Annotated in this window: 14 protein-coding genes and 1 CRISPR repeat array (1 of these 15 cut by a window edge); of the genes, 4 read left to right on the top strand and 10 right to left on the bottom strand. The window is 65.1% G+C overall.

Annotation, left to right across the window (positions count from 1 at the left end):
* Window positions 1–164: 164 nt before the first annotated feature.
* The 10 genes from KGA66_RS12995 to KGA66_RS12950 form a co-directional block, all read right to left on the bottom strand.
* Window positions 165–1,895, bottom strand: coding sequence for an ABC-three component system protein (locus KGA66_RS12995; RefSeq protein ID WP_211468148.1), 1,731 nt, complete (start codon window positions 1,893–1,895; stop codon window positions 165–167).
* Window positions 1,873–2,160, bottom strand: coding sequence for an ABC-three component system middle component 6 (locus KGA66_RS12990; RefSeq protein ID WP_211468146.1), 288 nt, complete (start codon window positions 2,158–2,160; stop codon window positions 1,873–1,875). The genes KGA66_RS12995 and KGA66_RS12990 overlap by 23 nt, the downstream gene beginning before the upstream one ends.
* The gene (locus KGA66_RS12985; RefSeq protein WP_211468144.1) at window positions 2,160–3,107 is read right to left on the bottom strand and encodes an ABC-three component system protein; all 948 of its coding nucleotides are present in this window, start codon (window positions 3,105–3,107) and stop codon (window positions 2,160–2,162) included. Before KGA66_RS12985 ends, KGA66_RS12990 begins: the two co-directional genes overlap by 1 nt.
* A 109-nt stretch (window positions 3,108–3,216) precedes the next feature.
* Complete coding sequence (locus tag KGA66_RS12980; protein WP_211468142.1) at window positions 3,217–3,933, bottom strand: M48 family metallopeptidase; 717 nt, start codon at window positions 3,931–3,933, stop codon at window positions 3,217–3,219.
* A complete protein-coding gene (locus KGA66_RS12975; protein WP_211468140.1) occupies window positions 3,911–7,264 on the bottom strand; it encodes a type I restriction endonuclease subunit R in 3,354 nt (1,117 codons plus the stop codon). Before KGA66_RS12975 ends, KGA66_RS12980 begins: the two co-directional genes overlap by 23 nt.
* A gap of 12 nt (window positions 7,265–7,276) precedes the next feature.
* Window positions 7,277–8,413: a restriction endonuclease subunit S gene (locus KGA66_RS12970; protein WP_211468138.1), complete on the bottom strand. Its 1,137-nt coding sequence runs from the start codon at window positions 8,411–8,413 to the stop codon at window positions 7,277–7,279.
* The gene (locus tag KGA66_RS12965) at window positions 8,406–10,889 is read right to left on the bottom strand and encodes a type I restriction-modification system subunit M (protein WP_211468136.1); all 2,484 of its coding nucleotides are present in this window, start codon (window positions 10,887–10,889) and stop codon (window positions 8,406–8,408) included. Before KGA66_RS12965 ends, KGA66_RS12970 begins: the two co-directional genes overlap by 8 nt.
* Window positions 10,890–10,951: 62 nt before the next feature.
* Window positions 10,952–11,638, bottom strand: coding sequence for a restriction endonuclease subunit S (locus KGA66_RS12960; RefSeq protein WP_211468134.1), 687 nt, complete (start codon window positions 11,636–11,638; stop codon window positions 10,952–10,954).
* Window positions 11,628–12,314: a hypothetical protein gene (locus tag KGA66_RS12955; RefSeq protein ID WP_211468132.1), complete on the bottom strand. Its 687-nt coding sequence runs from the start codon at window positions 12,312–12,314 to the stop codon at window positions 11,628–11,630. The genes KGA66_RS12960 and KGA66_RS12955 overlap by 11 nt, the downstream gene beginning before the upstream one ends.
* A 243-nt stretch (window positions 12,315–12,557) precedes the next feature.
* Window positions 12,558–12,947 (bottom strand): hypothetical protein, encoded by a 390-nt coding sequence (locus tag KGA66_RS12950; RefSeq protein ID WP_211468130.1) that lies wholly within the window; start codon window positions 12,945–12,947, stop codon window positions 12,558–12,560.
* Between the two features lie 307 nt (window positions 12,948–13,254).
* Here KGA66_RS12950 and KGA66_RS12945 point away from each other — a divergent pair, with 307 nt between their 5' ends.
* The 4 genes from KGA66_RS12945 to KGA66_RS12930 are packed head-to-tail and all read left to right on the top strand — an operon-like array spanning window position 13,255 to window position 16,314.
* Window positions 13,255–14,007, top strand: coding sequence for a TauD/TfdA family dioxygenase (locus KGA66_RS12945; RefSeq protein ID WP_211468128.1), 753 nt, complete (start codon window positions 13,255–13,257; stop codon window positions 14,005–14,007).
* Window positions 14,004–15,023 (top strand): hypothetical protein, encoded by a 1,020-nt coding sequence (locus KGA66_RS12940; RefSeq protein ID WP_211468126.1) that lies wholly within the window; start codon window positions 14,004–14,006, stop codon window positions 15,021–15,023. Before KGA66_RS12945 ends, KGA66_RS12940 begins: the two co-directional genes overlap by 4 nt.
* Window positions 15,024–15,030: 7 nt before the next feature.
* Window positions 15,031–15,852, top strand: coding sequence for a protein phosphatase 2C domain-containing protein (locus KGA66_RS12935; protein ID WP_211468124.1), 822 nt, complete (start codon window positions 15,031–15,033; stop codon window positions 15,850–15,852).
* A gap of 6 nt (window positions 15,853–15,858) precedes the next feature.
* Window positions 15,859–16,314, top strand: a complete 456-nt coding sequence (locus KGA66_RS12930; RefSeq protein ID WP_211468122.1) for an NUDIX domain-containing protein — start codon at window positions 15,859–15,861, stop codon at window positions 16,312–16,314.
* A 481-nt stretch (window positions 16,315–16,795) separates the two neighbouring features.
* Window positions 16,796–17,353: a CRISPR direct-repeat array (repeat unit 29 nt; unit sequence CGGATCACCTCCGCCTGCGCGGAGAACGG); it runs 1,668 nt beyond the window's last position.

Raw genomic sequence — 17,353 nt, 5'->3', positions numbered from 1 at the left:
TGAGTCGGCAACGGGCTTGGTGGGCCACATTTCGCCTCCTTGCTGCTGCCTTTCAGTTGCCGTCCGTCATGCCGAGGCCGGGAATCGCCGACGGCCACCGTCTTGCTCTCAGCGGGGAGGACGAACGCAGGGTGAGGAATTACGCGGCCGTCGACACTCTGCCACTATCTGTCGAACCGGAATCCAAACAATCCCCCACGAGGGTCGGCGTCGGTCAACCGCGGTTCGATGATGTAGGGCTCCGCGTCGAATCCCAGCGCTACAGCCTTGTCCAGATCGTCTTCGTTGATCGTCAGAACGTATTGAAAATTCTCGCGCTCGGTCAGTTCGGCCGCAGCTTCAAGCGCATGCTTGAGCTGGCGTTCGTCCACTCCGTCGAACAGGTGGCTGTCGTGGACGAGGAAGTCCGGGCCACGCCGGCCGCGCTTAGCCAGGATGGCGAGCGTCATATCGAAGCAGAAGATGGATACATGGTTGATCCCCGTGCTGTCATCAGCGTCGATCTTGGGCGTGATCTTCAAGCTCGTGGCGGTCGGCTCAATCGAGAGGTACCCCTTGTGCGCATTGCCGTACATGCGCCTGGCCAGTTCGAGGAAGAGCTTGTTCGCCTCGTCGATCTGCTGGCTTCGCTCCGCCAAATCGGCAACGGCCTGACGTCGCAGCTCAGCCTCCGCAGCCTTGATCTCGGCGGTACTGGCCTGCAACGACTCCGCCACCGCCAGCCGTTTCTCCAGCTGGGCCAGTTCCGCCTGGCGTTTGGCCAGTTCGGTTTGCAGGACCTGCAGGCCTTCGAGAGCACCGCCATTTTGAAGCTGCTTCATGACCTCGGCCAGTTCTTGGCCGAGCCGCTCACGTTGCGCGGAACGATCAGTGAGGCGCGCTCGCGTGTCAAGCAGGTCCTGCTGGAGGTAGGCCCGCCGATTTCGCACCACGGCGGCGTGGAACTCGCGTACTTCGTCGAAGCGCCTGCTCACCTCGTCGGGGAGGGCGATGCCCAGATCCTCGTACACCTGCTCCAGGTACTTCACCTCAGGGTCGACGGAGTCGGCGATAGCCTGCTCCAACACTTCCAAGTTCCTACGATCCGCGAAGTCCTGATCGAGCAGACCACGAATGGTTTGGTTGATATCGTCAGCTCGATCCTGCAGATCCTCATACTGCGGAACGACCTGAAACGCCTCGGCCTGCTCCCGGTACTGCTCGATGTCGTTCTTGAGCACACCGATCTCACCTTTGAGATCTCCGGTCGTTCCGACGACCATGCCCAGAAGGTCCGGGTCGGAACTTGCCTTCTTGAGATCCTGGCGGGCCACCCGCCTGTCCGCCAGCCGCTTGTACTTCTCCGCCAGCCCGACGTCGAGTCCGAGGAGATAGGCGAGGTTGGGCGTCGCGTCCACATCCCGCTGCTTCGGGAACGATTGGACGGGGCTGTTGAAGCCACCCGAAGCCCTGCGGATCAGGAAGGAGAGCAACATACGACCAGAGAGGCCGGGGCGCGGTTCGACCAGCCCGAACAGATCCGCCTCGATCCGGCGCTGCCAGTCTGCCAGCCGGAGCCGGTGTCCGTTCACTACGGAAGGAATCGCCTGTAGGCGGACAGTCGACGGATCCGCCCCGGTCCGCTGCACCGAGAGCTGTTCACCGGTGCCGGGGCGCCCATTCAACCTCAGCGAGAAGGTCCAGTTCCGCAGCGCGTCGCAGCGCACGAGATCGGAGGTCTTCGGCTGGCCGCCCAGCAGAAAATGCAGCAGTTCGATCACTGAGGACTTGCCGAGACCGTTGCGGCTGTCGGTGACAGCCGAGTGCTCGGTACTCTGCGCGACAAGGATGTTGAGACCGGGCTGGAATTCGACCGTACGGAACCGGGGATCGTCAGCGGCGAGGCGGTGCAGCATCCTTCCTCCGGTCCACTCGATCTGGTCGTGTCAGTGTGAGCAGGTCGTCGCGCAGCTGCACTCTCTCCAGCGCGAAGAGCGTGTCGAGGGCGAGCACGAACCAGCCGAAGGAGATCGGCGCGGGATGCCCGTTCTCTTTGCGCCACGCGCGCACCCGTTCCCAGGCTTGGCTGACCGTGAGCGGCTGGTCGAGTTGAAGAGCGATCTGAGCACCCACGGCGAGCAGCGCACGATCGGGGGCAATGCCTTTGGTCGGCGTGAGCATCAGACCCACCCGTGTGGTTGACCAGGCTGCCATTCGGCAGGTGGCCGGTCGAAGATGTCGCAACGCTCGAAAAAGTGCGCCAGCACGGCGTCGGCAGCCACCTGCAGTTCTCGCAAAGGGCGGCGGTTGCCGAGCACGTAGACCTCCATCTCCCACATCACGGCGTCCGGGTCACCGGGATGTTCGGCGCGCACCTGCTGGTAGTGGGCGTTGAACCCGGCCGCGACCTCATCGTGCTCGGTCAGGTCGGCCACCCTGGCATAGTAGTCGTCAATCACGTGGCTGAGTTTGAGCCCTGCCGTGATCGCGTCCACATAGTCGTCGTTGAGCGCGTTGTAGGCGAGTTTGGTGGCCGGCGGCGGCGCGACCGACAGGGCCCCGGACAACCGCTTGCGTTCCTCCCGCAGATGATCGAGCAGTGGCTGGATCTCTCGCAGCCCGACGCCGTAGACCACCTCCTGAACCGGGATCTCGGGGACACCGAGCAGGAGCGCCATGCCGACCTCGTCCAGGCGCACTGCCCTGTTCCAGAGCTTTCGCGGGTTCAGTTCGTGGAACTTAAGGTTCGGATAGTCCCTCTGAGCCTCGACGAGCAGACCGGAGACAACCGGATGCACGCCTCCGCGAGGATCGTTGTGCACGAACGTGAAGTTCTCGAAGTGCTCAGGACGCTGAGTGACCGCGCTGAGCAGGTCGCTGCGGAACTTGCGCCGAATCTCTCGCACGTCGACCGTTTCGGGGGCGTAGCACGCGTAAAGGGTACGGTCGTGCAGGCCAAGTCCATCGCAACCCAAGTCGCCGATGTTGCCGTGAGTGCGCACGGCGACATAGCCGGGATGGCACAGTTCCATCAGCCGGTCGAAGAGGTCCTCGAACGCACAGCCGTGATTGCCCGCAAAGAGTTCGCGAAACTCGATTCGGGCCCACTGCCGTTGGTGCGGAAGCACGCCGCCCTCCCCGTTGCACTTAGTCCCGCCGTCGCACCTGACTTGCCGTCAGGTGGATACCTGAATGATAGTCAGTTGGCTGACGGTTGAGAAGAAATCACAGAGAGTGTCACTCGGGGAGCCATAGTTGCGCCCCGAAGCCGTCCAACGCCGCCCGCCGGGTGCCGAAGTCAGGCATCGCGCGACCCACGATCCGCCAGAACGCGGGTGGATGGCCGCTTTGGTGCAGGTGAGCGAGCTCGTGGACCAGCACGTAGTCGACGAGCGCCACGGGCAGCTGCATCGTTGCCCAATGAATGTTCACCCCGCCAGTCGACGAGCAGGACCCCCATCGATAGCCGAGGCGTCGGACGGTGATCTCGCTCAGAGGCGCCCGCATACGTTCGGCCCAAGGCATAACGCGCTGCGGGAGCCATTCCTGCCCACGTGCCCGGTACCAGGCGATCAGGTCATCCTCGGCAACGTCGATCCGGTCGCGCCGCAGCAACAGCCGGCCCTGGACCAGGCCGACCGGCGCCGGCGCCGTGTCCACCACCTTGAGCCGGTAGCTGCGGCCGAGGTAGTGGAAGCCCTCTCCGCTGACGAACTCCTTGACCGGCCGTACGGCCACGGCCGCTTCGCGCTCCCCGAGTTTGCTGTAGATCCAGCCGGTACGCGCCTTGAGCAGCGCTTCAAGCTTTTCTCGGGACAGTCCGGGTGGCACCGCCGCCACGATCCGCGCGTCGCGTTCGACCGTGAGCCGGACGGTGCGGCGGCGCGTCGAGACGGCGACCTCGATCTCGAGGTCGCCGATCCGCAGCGAGTCAGCGGCTTCGGGCGAGTTCATGTTTGTGGTGCCCCACCATGTCGAAGAGACCGTCGGCGAGCGCGTTCGCGTCGGCTCGTTCGTAGCCGCGGTCGAGGAGCAGCCGGAAGAAGGCCGTGCGCAGGTCGCGCTTCGCGGTGGCGTTGGACCAGAAGTTCTTCTTGGCCGCGTGCTTCAGCGCGGTTTGGTGGACTTCCGCCGAAACGCTGACCATATGGTCGCGATCATCGGGGGAGATCACGCCGTCGGTGAGCGGCTGGGTCAGCAGCCCGTACGCGGCCCGCTCCAACGGACTCAACCGGACCAGCCACTCGTCCACGCCGACGCCGCCGCCGACCTTGATGGACTGGGCCTCTTCGACCAGTTGGGAGAAGAGCTCGACCTGCTCCTCCCAGGTCTTGAGGTGGTCCTGCAGAATCTTGTTCAAGCGATCGAGGAGGCTCTGGTAGGCGGCCGGGTCCTCAGCGTAGTAGAGGTCGATGTGGTGACGGATGGCGTGCGCCATCGTCGAGGCCTGAGCCTTCGCGCCGGGCAGCGCCTCCACTTTCGCGGTGAAGTCCGCGGCAGTCAGCTGGCTCGGCGGTATGGCCTGGCGCACGGAGACAGCCATGACGTGATCGTCGATCAGCTCCTTCATCTTGTCGCTGTACGCCGTGGGGTCGAAGTCACTCGAATCCTGGTAGCGAGTGCGCGCCCATTTGCCGATGTAGGCGTAGAGGCGCGCATCGGCCATGTACTCGCCGGCTTCCTGTCGGGGCATCACGAGCTTTACGACGTTAAGGAACTCTCGCAGCTTCTTGGTGAAATCGGCCCGCAGTTCAGCGTCTTCGAGGGCGTCGACACAGCGCTCCACGGTCTCCGCGTCGTCCGCGGGAGTGACCCGCTTGGCCGGGTCCGGATGATCGGCGAACAGCAGGCGCAGCCGGTCGCGGCACGGCTTGAGCTTCTTGATCTCCATGTCGATGTCGACGACAGGGACTTCGACATCCTCGGCGGCGTACGCGGCCAGAGCTTCTTGAAGGGGCTTCGAGATTCCCGCGTAGTCGACTACGTAACCGGCGGTCTTGCCTTGGGCGGTCCGGTTGACGCGGGCGATGGCCTGGAGCAGCTCAGCCTCTTTCATCCGGCGGTCCAAGTACATTACCTGTTCGATGGGCGCGTCGAAGCCGGTGAGCAGCATGGTGCGCACGATGAGGACGGCGACGGGTCTCGTACCGTCGTCGTCCGACGGCTCGGGCAGGCTCTCGGGATCCGGGAAGGGCTTCAGGAAATCCGAGACCGCGCGCTCTTGGGCCTTGTCCGCGGTCCACTTGTCCCAGGCGGCTTCCTCGTTGTTACTCGCCGAGATGACCGGGACGAAGTCCATCGCCTTGAGCAGCGCCAGGTTCCGCTTCGCCGCGGCCTGGATGGCCTGGCGTCCGGTGAGTTCCTCGGCGGGCTTGTCCAGCAGCGCGTCCAGGGCCCTTTCGGCTTCGGCGACCAGATCGCGCCGAGCGTCGAGGAATGCCTGCCGGTATGCCACGGCGACGCCTCGCGAGTGCGCGACCACCTGCGCCTTGAATCCGTCGGACAGGGCGTTGACGACGTAGTGGTTGAGCATGTCGCGCGCCTTCTTGCGCAGCATGTCGTCGGCGTTGAGGACGTCTACGGCCCGCGCGTAGCGCTCCTGGAGCTGGTCGTACTCCTCGTCGGTCAGTTCGGGGAAGTACTCCGCGAGGGCGTCGTCGAGTGTGTCGCCGTCCTTCACGACGGCCTTGGTGATGCGGCCCTCGTAGATGATCGGGACGATGGCCTCGTCCGCCTCGGCTTCCGCGAGCCGGTACTTGTCGATGAACTCGCCGAAGGTCCGGGTGGTGGCCTTCTTGGCGTTCATGATGATCGGCGTTCCGGTGAAGCCGATCCGGGCTGCGTTGGGCAGCGATTCCATCAGGTTCTGGTGCAGCGCCGAGCCGTGCGAACGGTGCGCCTCGTCCACCAGGATCAGCACCGACTCATCCGCGTTGATCAGGCCCCAGCCGGGTGCGGACTTCAGCGAGAGCTCGCTGGCTTCGCGCTCCTGCTTCTGTTTCTCTGTGTCGATCTGCTTCTGGATCATGACGAAGACGAGGCCGGCGCCGGGGCGCCCAAGCAGTTGCGGCACCTGGCGGGCGCGGTTCGCAACGTCGGATTTCTCCCCGGTGATCACGGCCGTTTCAGCAAGCTGCTTCTGCAACTGCTTGCGGTCGGTCACCAGGACGACCTTGAATTGGGCCAGATCCGGGGTGGAGCGCAGTTTGCGCACCAGGAAGACCATGGTGAGCGACTTGCCGGAGCCCTGCGTATGCCAGATGATGCCGCCGCGCTTGTCGGTGTCGCCGTCCTCTGCCTTGGTCTTACCGGTTCGCAGCCGCTCCACCGTCTTGCTGACCGCACGGTACTGCTGATAACGCGGCGCGATTTTGACGCGCTTCTTGCCGCTACCTCCCTCGACCTCCATGAAGACCACGAAGTTCTTCACCAGGTCGAGAAGCCGGGCGGGGTCGAGGACTGCGGCGACAAGGATCTCCTGCGCCTCGATCGCACTGACGGAGTCCGGTGCCCTGCCAACGAGTCGCCTGACCTCGTCCTTGCTCAGCGGATACGGATCGCGCCACACCGCATAGTCCTGTGGCCGAGACGTGAACGTGCCGAGCTTCGCCGTGTCGCCGGTCGTGGCAACGGTGAGCTGGACGGTGCGGAACAGCCGCTCGCTGCCTTCCGGGGTGCTGGCTCCGCGCTGGTTCGCGTAGCGGCGCAGCTGTGTGATCGCGTCGCTGAGCGCGCCCTGCTGGAAGGTCGGTTTCTTACACTCGATCACGACGAGCGGAATGCCGTTGACGAAGAGGACTAGGTCCGGCACGACGCACTTCGCGCCCTGCGTGCCGGGCTCGTCCATCCGGAACTGGGAGACGGCGAGGAACTCGTTGCGCTCGGGGTTCGACCAGTCGATGTACTGGACGGGCTGCAGGCGGCCCTGGTCCCAGTCCGCGCGCCCGGGGACGGTTGTGCCTGCCAACAGGAGCGAGGTGGCCTTGGTGTTCGCCTCGAGCAGCGAGTCCGCGCCGCCGAGCCGGGTCAGCTCAGCTGCCATGGTGCTGATTCGCTGCTCGTCTAGCCATTCTTGGCCGTCAGAGTCCAGATTCAGGGCGCGGAGTTGCCGGCGCAGCGTGGTTTCGAGGATGGAGTCGGTGAACGACTCCCGGCGCGACAGACGGGGGGCGGCAGGTTCCCGCTCTTTCCCGACGCTGCCGCGCACGTGCTTCCACCCCATCGCTTCCAACTGCGCGATCAGCGGCGACTCGACGAAGATGTACTCCGGCCCTGACTCGGCCATAGCGCCTACCCCCTATACCTCGGCGAGTGTCTTGGTTTCGACCGGCACCCTGACCCGCCCCGTGAGCAAGTCGTCCATCAGCGCCGATTTGAGTTTGGCTAGTTTGGCGAGCTCAACCTTATGAATGTTGATTTCATTTTCCACAGCCTGGGCAATTCGCACTTTCCTCGCTTGCGCTGTGATATCAGGCACGTGGATATCGAGCTTCTCCAACAACGGTGTTTCGAGACGTCCGGTGCCATGACCTGCCTCATCCACCAGCGTTAGAACCTTAGGTTCAAGTGCACGCACCGAGTAACCGAGATACCATGGGTCGATCCCGTCTACGGGAATCAGCGCTTTACAATCTTGACCGAATGCTACATGCTTAGTCGTGACGCCGACCCGGAACTCATTCTTTAAACTCATCCCACGTACGATACAGATCGTTGTGCCAGGTGGAACTACCCGGCTTCCGCTCGAGACCCCTAAAGCGGTGACACTCCTGCTTGATGAGGAGATATAGAAGTCCTTCAGGCTTGCTGCGCTGATCCATGGAATATCGCCATCCCAGAACTCTGGCGTACCTGTATTTGGTGTCCCTCCAGAGAGCCACTTGGCGGCATCTCTTAGCGGCACGACGGCCGAATCAAATTCCCCGCCTGTGCTGAAAAGTCTTGTGAATACCCCGTCGGCCTTAGCCTCAGTTTTGCGCCGAAGTTCCACTACAATAGCGATCTGTTCGTCGATGGCATCCAGAATCTCGGCGATCCGGCGTTGCTCGCCCAGAGGCGGCTTAGGCATCCTCATCTTGCCAATTTGGCCTTGTGTAACTAGCGGTTGGCCCGTCTGGCTCTTAACTTGAGAGAAACCTCTCCACCTCAGATATGAAGTGGCAAATCTCAGATCCCAGCCATCGCTTATGCGCCTGGCCCAGAGTGCATTATCAGTGATCCACGCTGGGCCGTCAGTCAGGTAAATTGACCCACAGTATTCGCCGACGCGTCCGATTACGAGTGTGGAGCAGTGCGTAAGGGCTTCTGAAGTTCGCCCGTTCACACCGTTTCCGCCATACACAGGGATATACCCGACTCGATCTCCGCGAGCTGGTTTTCCGCTTGCGAGCTCAAACTCATCGGCCAGTGTGACTACTTCCCAGCCCTCAGGCATATCCCAGCTCCTTCAGGTAGAAGCCCAGGCGACTTGCAGCAGCGTCGCGCTGCGCCTCCAGATCCGCGAGCGTCACAGCGTATTTCTCGCCCCACAGCCGATACGCGTCTACTAACAGCCTGCGATCCGCAGAGACGAACCTATCGAGCCTCGACTTCAGGTCCTCGTTGAGGAAGCGCAGCACCAGCGCTTGCGCCTCGTCGTCCGTCAGCACTGCGGCAGCGGTCTTCAACTCCATGATGAAGGCCGCCCTCAGCGCCTTGACCGAGGCCTTGGCCTTGGCCAATTCCGCCTTGAGCTTCTTCAGCTGAGTCGGAGTCAGCTTCTCTTCGGGCTCGTCGGCTTCGTCCTCCGCGTCCTCGTCCCCAGCGGGCTTCTTCGCCGTGGCGGCTTTCACCTGTGCGTCCAAGTCAGCCGCTAGCGCCTCGGCCTTGTCCAGCTCTGCGACGTAGCTCGGGATGAGGGCTGGCACCAACCGGTGCTCCCTGGCCTTGCGTTGGTCAGCCCGGATCCTCGCCATTGCCTTGGCGTCAGCGTCCTCCGGCGGATCATCGAATGCCGACTCGATGTTCGCGACCCAGCGCTCGATGACGCCCTGAAAGCCAACCTGCGCAAGGCTCTTGAGGTCGTACTGCGAGTCGAACCACCAGGCGGCCACCGAGCCGGCCAGCTGAAACCTGTCGAGCACACCGACCGGCACCAGCTCCTGAGCGAAGGAGTCCAGCAACTCGGCCCGCGTCGTCATCAACTGCTTCGAGCTTGGCAGCTTGACGAGACGCTGCTCATGCTTCGCCCACCACCGGCCGTACTGCACTGCTAGCTCGCGTTCCTTCGCCGCTGCCAACTGGGGAATCCGCGCGGCGGTCGCCTCGTAGCCCTCGTCCAGGAAGTCGAAATACTCCGCGTCGCGCTCCTGGAACAGCTCCGCCGGCTCGATCCCGAACGCGCCGAACTGCGCCGCCCTCCCGGCGACCTCGCTCTTCGGCACGCCACCGTGCAAGTGCGCGCGCACGTCCTGCGGCTCTGGCGGGGGCGTGTTGTCCACGTATCGCCGGATATTGAGATTGAACTCGTTGTCCGCCAGTTCCTTGACAGGCACGACCCGCGCGAAGCCGGGGATGTCCTCCCAGTCCTCAAATGCGGACACGATCTTCTCAGCGTGCTGGGCTTCCAGGATGTTCTGAGCCCGTCCCGCCGTCACCTCGCGGTCCGCGTTGATGAAAAGCACTCCGCCGCGCCGCGCTTCCGGCACGCCGTCCGAGCCACGCAGGACCAGGATGCATGCCGGGATGCCCGTGCCGTAAAAGACATTCGGCCCTACACCGATGACCGCTTCGAGCCGGTGATCCCTGATGATCGCCTCACGGATCTTCTTCTCCTCGCCACCGCGGAAGAGCACTCCGTGTGGCATGACCGAGGCGGCGATACCGTCGTGCTCCAAGACGGCGAGCACGTGCTGGACGAACATCAGATCGGCCTTCTTGCCCGACTCCGGGCACCAGCCGTACTCCATCCGCTCCTGATGCGGCATCCCCTTGCGCGTGTAGTTCTGCGCGAAGGGCGGATTGGTCAGGATCCGGTCGAAGCGCAGCAGATGACCATCGTCAGTCTCGTGCCCAGGCGCGGCCAGCGTGTCGCCATGCACCAACTCACCGTCGGCGATCCCGTGCAACAGCATGTTCATCCGGGCCATCGCCCAGGCGCTGCCGTTGTCCTCCTGCCCGTACGCGGTCAGGTCCTTCGCCGACTGGCCGTGCTCCTCCACGTATTCCTTCGCCAAAATCAGCATGCCGCCCGAACCCGAGCAGGGGTCATAGACCGACTGGCCCTCCTGCGGCTTGACCAGGCGCACCATCATCCTGATCACAGAGCGCGGGGTGTAGAACTGGCCGCCCTTCTTACCGCCCTCGTCGGCGAACTCGCCGATCAGGTACTCGTAAGCGTGACCAAGCAGATCAGGGAACTCGAAGTCGTCATTGCTCAGCCGATAGCGGCCGAAGTGGTCGATCAGAGTCTGAATGGTGAGCGGGCTCAGCGGCGAGTTGCCGACCTTCCGGCTGAAGTCGATGTACTCCAGCACACCGGTAAGCGCGGGAGAGTTCGCCTCCTCCAACGCCGCGAGCGCCTTGTTGAGCAAATTACCGGGCGTGCGCTTCTGGCCGTCCTCGTCGTCCCCCGTAGCACGCGAATTGGCCGCGATGTACTCCCAGCGGGCACGCGGCGGTACGAAGAACTGGTCGCTCTCGTAATAGCTTGAGTCGTTAGCGATCTCCTCTGCCTGTGCCTCGGTCTTACCGGAGGCCTTGAGCTTCGCGACGGCCTGAGCCCGCAGCACGTCGAACTGGTCGGACGCGCGCTTGAGGAACAGCAACCCGAAGATGTACTCCTGGTACTGCGCCGCGTCCATCTTGCCGCGCAGGATGTCCGCCGCAGCGAAAAGGTGCCGCTCCAACTGAGGCAGGGTCAGCCGTGCCACGAAAGAACCTCTTCTCTATCATCCGAGTCGGTTGCCCGACTTGCGCCAAGCCTAGACACCGGCTACGACAGCCGGTTGCCTCTGCGTGAAGGCGAGTTGCGGCGAGGCCCCCGCACCATCGGACCGCTCGCGGTTACCTCCGGCAGTCGGTCGCCCAGGAACTCGCTCAACAAGGCCGGACGCATCGCCTCATACCTGCGCGCCATCTGTCGATATGACTCTGCTTGCGTATCGATCGCGTCCAGCGCGCCCGCGACAGCCCGCTGCTCAGCAAGGCCGGGCAGCGCAATCAGCAGCTCCGCGAACGTCGCCTTGTTGAGCGTCGGCACCGTCCCCGGGTTGGCCCGCGCTATCAAAGCATCACGGACAGGAGGATGCGCCATATAGCGGTGTAGATACGCCGAGAGCACGCCGGCCTCCGGCCGAACCCTCAGCCGCATGCACGCCGAGCCGTACAGCCAGCTTTCTTGCTCCGCCCCGATGAGCACCGTGCGGCCCAGCGAACCCTGCCGAACGCATACCAGATCGCCGGGCAGCAGACGGAACTTCGCGAGGTCCACAGCTCTGCGCTGAGGGATCATTCGGATAGCCCTGGCGTCGATCGTGTGGTCCGCGGTGATTTCAGGCGGCGTCAGGACCGGTACGCCGTCGACGCCTTCGGAAAGTTCGCCCTGAACCGTTCCGGATGGGCCGGGCGCGATCTCACACAGGTCGTCCAGCCGGATCCATGTCCACGTATCAGACGTCATAGTGCAGCCTGCCCTCAACATCCGCGACGCAGAGGTGGCCGTTCGGGCATCGCCCCGGTCTAAGCGCCAGCAGCGCGGGAACTCTGTCGTGCCGCTCCAGCCACTTGACCTGCAACTGGCCCAAGTACCCGACGATCCGGTGAATGGATTCGTGGTCTGCAGGCAGATGCCGGGAGCCGATCGGCGCGTGATGCGCGATCTTGTTTCGGAGCGTCACGAGGTACGCGAGATCCTGGTGCAGCGCGGCCCGGCTCCCGCGATATTCGGGGAACGCATGCCGCAACATAGGACGCCACAGCCGGTTGTCGTAGTCCGATCCGCGACTGAGCAGGGAAACCCAGAACCCCAGCATCAACTCATTCGCAAAGCTGCCCACCGGCGCTGTGCCGCGCGTGCGCCCGATACGTTCGGCAGCCTTCTCGATCATCGCGTTCCCGGTATATGTCAGGTCGAGAGTCTGTGCGTTCCACCAGTCCGCCCGAGCGAACCCTGCCGCGAGCCGAGCCGACATGGCACGGCCGAGCGCGTTCTCGAAGTGCCTCAGCAACTCGAAGAACCCCGCCGCCACCGCGGCGTCCCACGCGTACCAGACCATCGCCCGTTGACAGCTTCCGGAACATAATTGGCCCAGCGGTGCGTACCGCCGAGCACCCATCGCTTCGATGAGCGCGATCATCTCCTCGTCCGCGCAAGCCACGTCTTTCCCCCAAGCTTTAGACAGGTTGTGCGCGGGCAGGTAGTGTAAAAGACAAGAGCCCCGGGTGAGCCTCTGCATGCATGCGCCCCGGGGCCCAGCCATGTGCCGTGGAGCACAGCTGGCTTGATCGTCGTCACTTCACCCGTTCGAGTGGAACGGTACTCCCGTCGAGTTCAACTGTACAGTACCACGTACTAACGTCATAGGGGGTTCCGCGAAATCTCAACGGATGCTCTGTAGAAGGTTGCCGTCGGCCGTGATCGTCCAGAACGACCAGCCGTTCCGGCTGGGGCTGACGTCAGGTCGATACTGCTTGATCACGGCGGCAGCAGCACCGCTCGGCGTAGAGAACGCCTGCCCTGCCAGCGGTCCACTCGAGATGGTGATCGACCTGGCCACCTGGTCGTAGACCGCCTCGGTGCGAACCTTCTCGAAGATGACGTGCACGGGCACCTCCGTCTCAGGCCGATCCGTCGATCCTTCAACGGTCGCCGGCTTCTGGAAGCTTTCTAGAAGCCGCCTGATCACCTCGTTGTCGTCTACCCCCCATGCCTGCCCCAGCAGTCTTACCTTGCTGTACACGTCATCGGCGACATCGACAGACATCTTCACTGCATGCTCCATTCGAAGCGGATAGCGTCTACAGTAGATTATAACACTTCCGTGAGCATTTTCCAGCAAATCTAAGCACAATCCGTCGGCTTCCTTCAAAGCGCGCTTCGCGCTCGGGTCGCCCGCAAGGCAATCAATCCGCTGCCACTCGCCACTGGCAACCGCCAAGGCCGCGCAGGGCGGGTGTATGCACGACGAGGGATCCGCGAGCAGCGGGAGACAGCGGCCCACACGAACGCGCCATCCAGGCGGCGAGCAAGCTGAAACGGGCTGGAAACCAGAGCCCTGACAGTGGGAGAATTCTCCTGTGGCACGGGCCGAGGGCATTGCGTTCCGGAGCATCGGGGGGACCGCAGTCGGCCTCGATGAGGTGGCGGCGTGTCTGTCTGCTGACGGGATCGTCGTGTTCACTCGCGCTCACCGAACGCGGCTTGCCGATCTTCTTGAACCGTGGACCGTAGCGCGAACGCATCCGCACGCCGACGGCGGCGCGGTCACGGTGATAGAGCCGCACCCGTCGGCATCGGAGCCGGGGAGCAACGGCTTCTCACGTGGAGCGGTCGCTCCGCACACCGATCGCGCGCTCATTCGGCAGCCTCCTGCGCTGGCCGCGGTGCTCGTTGAGAGGCCCGCAACGTCAGGCGGGCTGAGCCTACTGGTCGATCTGAAGGCGGACCGCTGGTTCCGCCTGCTCGCGCGCCATCGCCCGACGCAGCGCTCCCTGTGGCTGCATGCGGCGGACGGCAGCCGATGGCCGGTCATCGAGGCGACTGGCGGCCTGATGCGGGCGCGTTTTCGCGATGACGACCTGGCGCGGCCGCGGCACACAGGCGTGCCCGGCCGTGTCCTTCTCGCCCGCCTTCGGACGCTGTCGGCCAAGCCCCTGGTGCTGCGGCTCGGCGAGGGAGAAGGGTACATGGTGCACAACCATCGGGTGTTGCACGGCCGATCCGCGTTCCCGGGATACCGCCGAGTGGTCCGCCTTCTCGCCGATGTACGGCCGGAGCACCCGTTCACATGGCTCAATGACGGCTTCGTCCTCGAAGGCCGACGCGGTTGAACACCACAGCGCCGACCACAAGTCAGATCGCCACGGCGGCAAGCCTGCTCGCCCGGCTGCCCGAACAGCACGACCCCGGCTTCGCGACGGGCGCACGGCAAATCCTTGCCGCGCTGCTCGACGCCGAGGAAGTGCTGCGCGCCGTACTCGACGACGTCTCCCAGCCCCGCGAGGTGCGGTTCGGCGCGCTCTACACCCTGCTGGTGCGTCTCAACCGGGAAGAGCGGTCTCGGGACTACGCGGACCTGGTGCGCGCCCACGAGCCCGAGTTCGGCGGCGAGCCGTACTTCAACACCTTCCGCGCCCTGGTGGCGCGCGGCCGCGGCGTCGGCGGGCTGCGTCCCGAATCGCTGCGCGCAGCCGCGGACTACGCCCGCCGCGCCGCCGCGCACCTGCCCGGCGTCATCGGCGTGCAGCACCAGATCGCCACCTTCCTGACCGACTACCTGGAACTGGTCGGGACGGACTCGTCCCCGGTTCTGTTGGATGAGGCGGAACGCGCCATCGACGCGGTTCTCGCCCAGCCCGACGGGTACCGCTCGCACTACCTGGAAACCCGCGCGCGCCTGTACGTGCTGCGCGGCAATTACGGCGCGGCGCGCGCCGCGATCGCCGACGCCATCGAAGTCGAACCCGCAGACACCCCCGACCTGGCCCGGCGCATCGCCCGATACCAGGCCACCCGCGTGCGCATCGACCTGCTGGAAGAACGCGACCGGCTCGCCGCCCGCCAGGAGGAGTTCCGCGGCGAACTGGACCGCTTCCGCACCCAGCAACTCGAACTGCTCGGCCTACTGGCCGCCGTCGTAGCGTTCGTCGCCTCCGCCGCGTCCATCGCCGCCCAATCCGCCAAGGCCGCCGACGGCGCGCGACTGATGACCGCGATGGCCGGCGCGGTCATCCTGGTGTTCACCTCCTTCGCCTACACCAACACCCGCGCCCCCTGGACCCGGCTGGCGCCCCCTGCGCTGCTCGGCGCGGCACTACTGCTTATCGCGACCCTGCTCGGGAGATGATGGCCCCATGCCCTTCAGCGTCCTGGACAGCATCAGCGAACCCGGCGGCACCAGAGCCAACGAAGACCGGACCGGTTCAAGCCCACACGCGGCCTGGGTCCTCGACGGGGCGACCGACGTCTACACCGAACCGTTCCTGCCCGCCCACAACGACGTGCATTACCTCGTCGACCACCTCGGCGAACTGCTGTTTGACCGCACACGACAGGGCGCGGATACCCCGGCCGACGCGCTGCTCAATCGGCTCGCTGCCGAGATCGGAGACGACCTCGCCGGGCACGGCTTCCCGGCCGAGCGCACCCACCCGACCTGCTCACTGGGCCTGCTGCTCGACCGCGGCGACACCGTGGAGCTGGCACGGATCGGCGACACCACCCTGATCGCAGTCGGCGCCGACACGACCGAACTGTCCACCACGTTCTACAACCAGCGGGAAGCGGCCGCTGTCGCCGCCGCCGGGCCGAGCGGCCTGTCCGCACCCGAGGCGCGCGCCGCGTTGCTGCGCCGCCGCCACGAATACATCACCGGCGTCCACCCGGAAGGGGTGTTCTCCGGACACCCGGACGCGCGCCTGCGCACTCACACCGCGTTTCTGCCCTGGCGCGACGCGAACCACGTGCTGCTGTGCACCGATGGATTCGCCCGCGCCATCACCGACCACGGGCTCTTCCCCGACTGGCCGACGCTGATCAACGAAGCGTTGAGCGAATCGCTCGCCGCTATCGCCAAAGCGATCCGCGACGCAGAACACCGCCCCGACGCCCAACACGCCGCAGCGCACTTCAAACGCAGCGACGACCTGGCCGCCGTGCTGTGCGCCCGGAGCTGAACCAACGTGACCACGACGCTGCCCGACCCGCTGCCGCCCTTCCTTGTGCCGCACCCCGTGCACGGACACCTGGAATATGTGCTGCCGATCTCCGCGAAGACAGTGATCGACTACCACGGTCGCATCCCCCTGCTACGCAACGAACGCGACGAATGGGAACTGCCCGGCGGCAAACTCGACCTCGGCGAAAGCCCGGAAGACACCGCCCGGCGCGAGGCCCGCGAAGAACTCGGACTCGGCCTACAGGATCTGCACATCGCACATGCTTGGGTCTACGAGATCACGCCCGACCGGCACGTCTTCGTGGTCGCCTACGCCACCCGGTACACCGGCGACGAGAAGCCACGCTACTCCCGAGAACACAAGGAGCTGGGTCTGTTTGCCCCACAGGAGGTCTCCGGGTTGACGATGCCCGCGCCGTACAAGACAGCGATCACCAAAGCGCTCAGGCTTCTCAGATGATCCGGCGGATGGCGGCGAGCGAACCCACCCAACGGCTCAGGGGGCTGAGGCGGACGGCCCGGCCGGTTTGGGATGCGTGGATCAGGGTGCCGTTGCCGAGGTACAGGCCGAAGTGGCCGGGCGCCTGGGTTTGCCTGGGGGTCAGTTTTCACTAGTCGTCGACAGAGATAGGAGCGCAGCGGATCACCTCCGCCTGCGCGGAGAACGGCCGTCGCTGCCGGTGACGGTGGCCGCGGCGCCCGGCTCACCTCCGCCTGCGCGGAGAACGGGTGGCCTGCCCCGGTGAGGGGTGCTCTTCGGTCGGATCACCTCCGCCTGTGCGGAGAACGGGCCGACATCCTGGCGCGGCTCGAGCTGCGCGGCGGATCACCTCCGCCTGCGCGGAGAACGGAGGGTCGTACCGAGGGCGGACCACAACCGCAGCGGATCACCTCCGCCTGCGGAGAACGGTCCTGGTTGGCGGGCGGCGAGAACGTCAGACCCGGATCACCTCCGCCTGCGCGGAGAACGGATACCCGCGTCCCTGACCTGCCCGAGCGCCGTCGGATCACCTCCGCCTGCGCGGAGAACGGATACCCGCGTCCCTGACCTGCCCGAGCGCCGTCGGATCACCTCCGCCTGCGCGGAGAACGGGCGGCCGGACGCGCCGATCTCGTAGCGCACGGCGGATCACCTCCGCCTGCGCGGAGAACGGGGCGATCCAGTTGCGTACGTCGCGGCCGAAGCCGGATCACCTCCGCCTGCGCGGAGAACGGCCCCACGTCCGGTGGCGCGCCGCCATCGATTCCGGATCACCTCCGCCTGCGCGGAGAACGGCACCCCTGCGGCGAGTTGCGCGAGCCGCTCGACGGATCACCTCCGCCTGCGCGGAGAACGGGATCGAATAGACAAGCCGCATCAGCTTGCGCGCGGATCACCTCCGCCTGCGCGGAGAACGGTCTAGGACCACGCCGCCGGGCTTGCACCCGGCCGGATCACCTCCGCCTGCGCGGAGAACGGGCCGGCGACCACGGGCGGGCTCGCGAACATCACGGATCAC

This window comes from Actinocrinis puniceicyclus (assembly GCF_018283645.1).
Taxonomy (GTDB): Bacteria; Actinomycetota; Actinomycetes; order Streptomycetales; family Catenulisporaceae; genus Actinocrinis; species Actinocrinis puniceicyclus.
Note: the sequence above shows the minus strand (reverse complement) of the source record. Positions and strands in the feature narration are given on the sequence as shown.

Excerpts from the sequence above, each read along its gene's own strand:
- KGA66_RS12995 (WP_211468148.1), bottom strand. The coding sequence starts at position 1,895 with ATGCTGCACCGCCTCGCCGCTGACGATCCCCGGTTCCGTACGGTCGAA.
- KGA66_RS12970 (WP_211468138.1), bottom strand. The coding sequence starts at position 8,413 with ATGCCTGAGGGCTGGGAAGTAGTCACACTGGCCGATGAGTTTGAGCTC.
- KGA66_RS12960 (WP_211468134.1), bottom strand. The coding sequence starts at position 11,638 with ATGACGTCTGATACGTGGACATGGATCCGGCTGGACGACCTGTGTGAG.
- KGA66_RS12990 (WP_211468146.1), bottom strand. The coding sequence starts at position 2,160 with ATGCTCACGCCGACCAAAGGCATTGCCCCCGATCGTGCGCTGCTCGCC.
- KGA66_RS12975 (WP_211468140.1), bottom strand. The coding sequence starts at position 7,264 with ATGGCCGAGTCAGGGCCGGAGTACATCTTCGTCGAGTCGCCGCTGATC.
- KGA66_RS12935 (WP_211468124.1), top strand. The coding sequence starts at position 15,031 with ATGCCCTTCAGCGTCCTGGACAGCATCAGCGAACCCGGCGGCACCAGA.
- KGA66_RS12955 (WP_211468132.1), bottom strand. The coding sequence starts at position 12,314 with ATGATCGCGCTCATCGAAGCGATGGGTGCTCGGCGGTACGCACCGCTG.
- KGA66_RS12980 (WP_211468142.1), bottom strand. The coding sequence starts at position 3,933 with ATGAACTCGCCCGAAGCCGCTGACTCGCTGCGGATCGGCGACCTCGAG.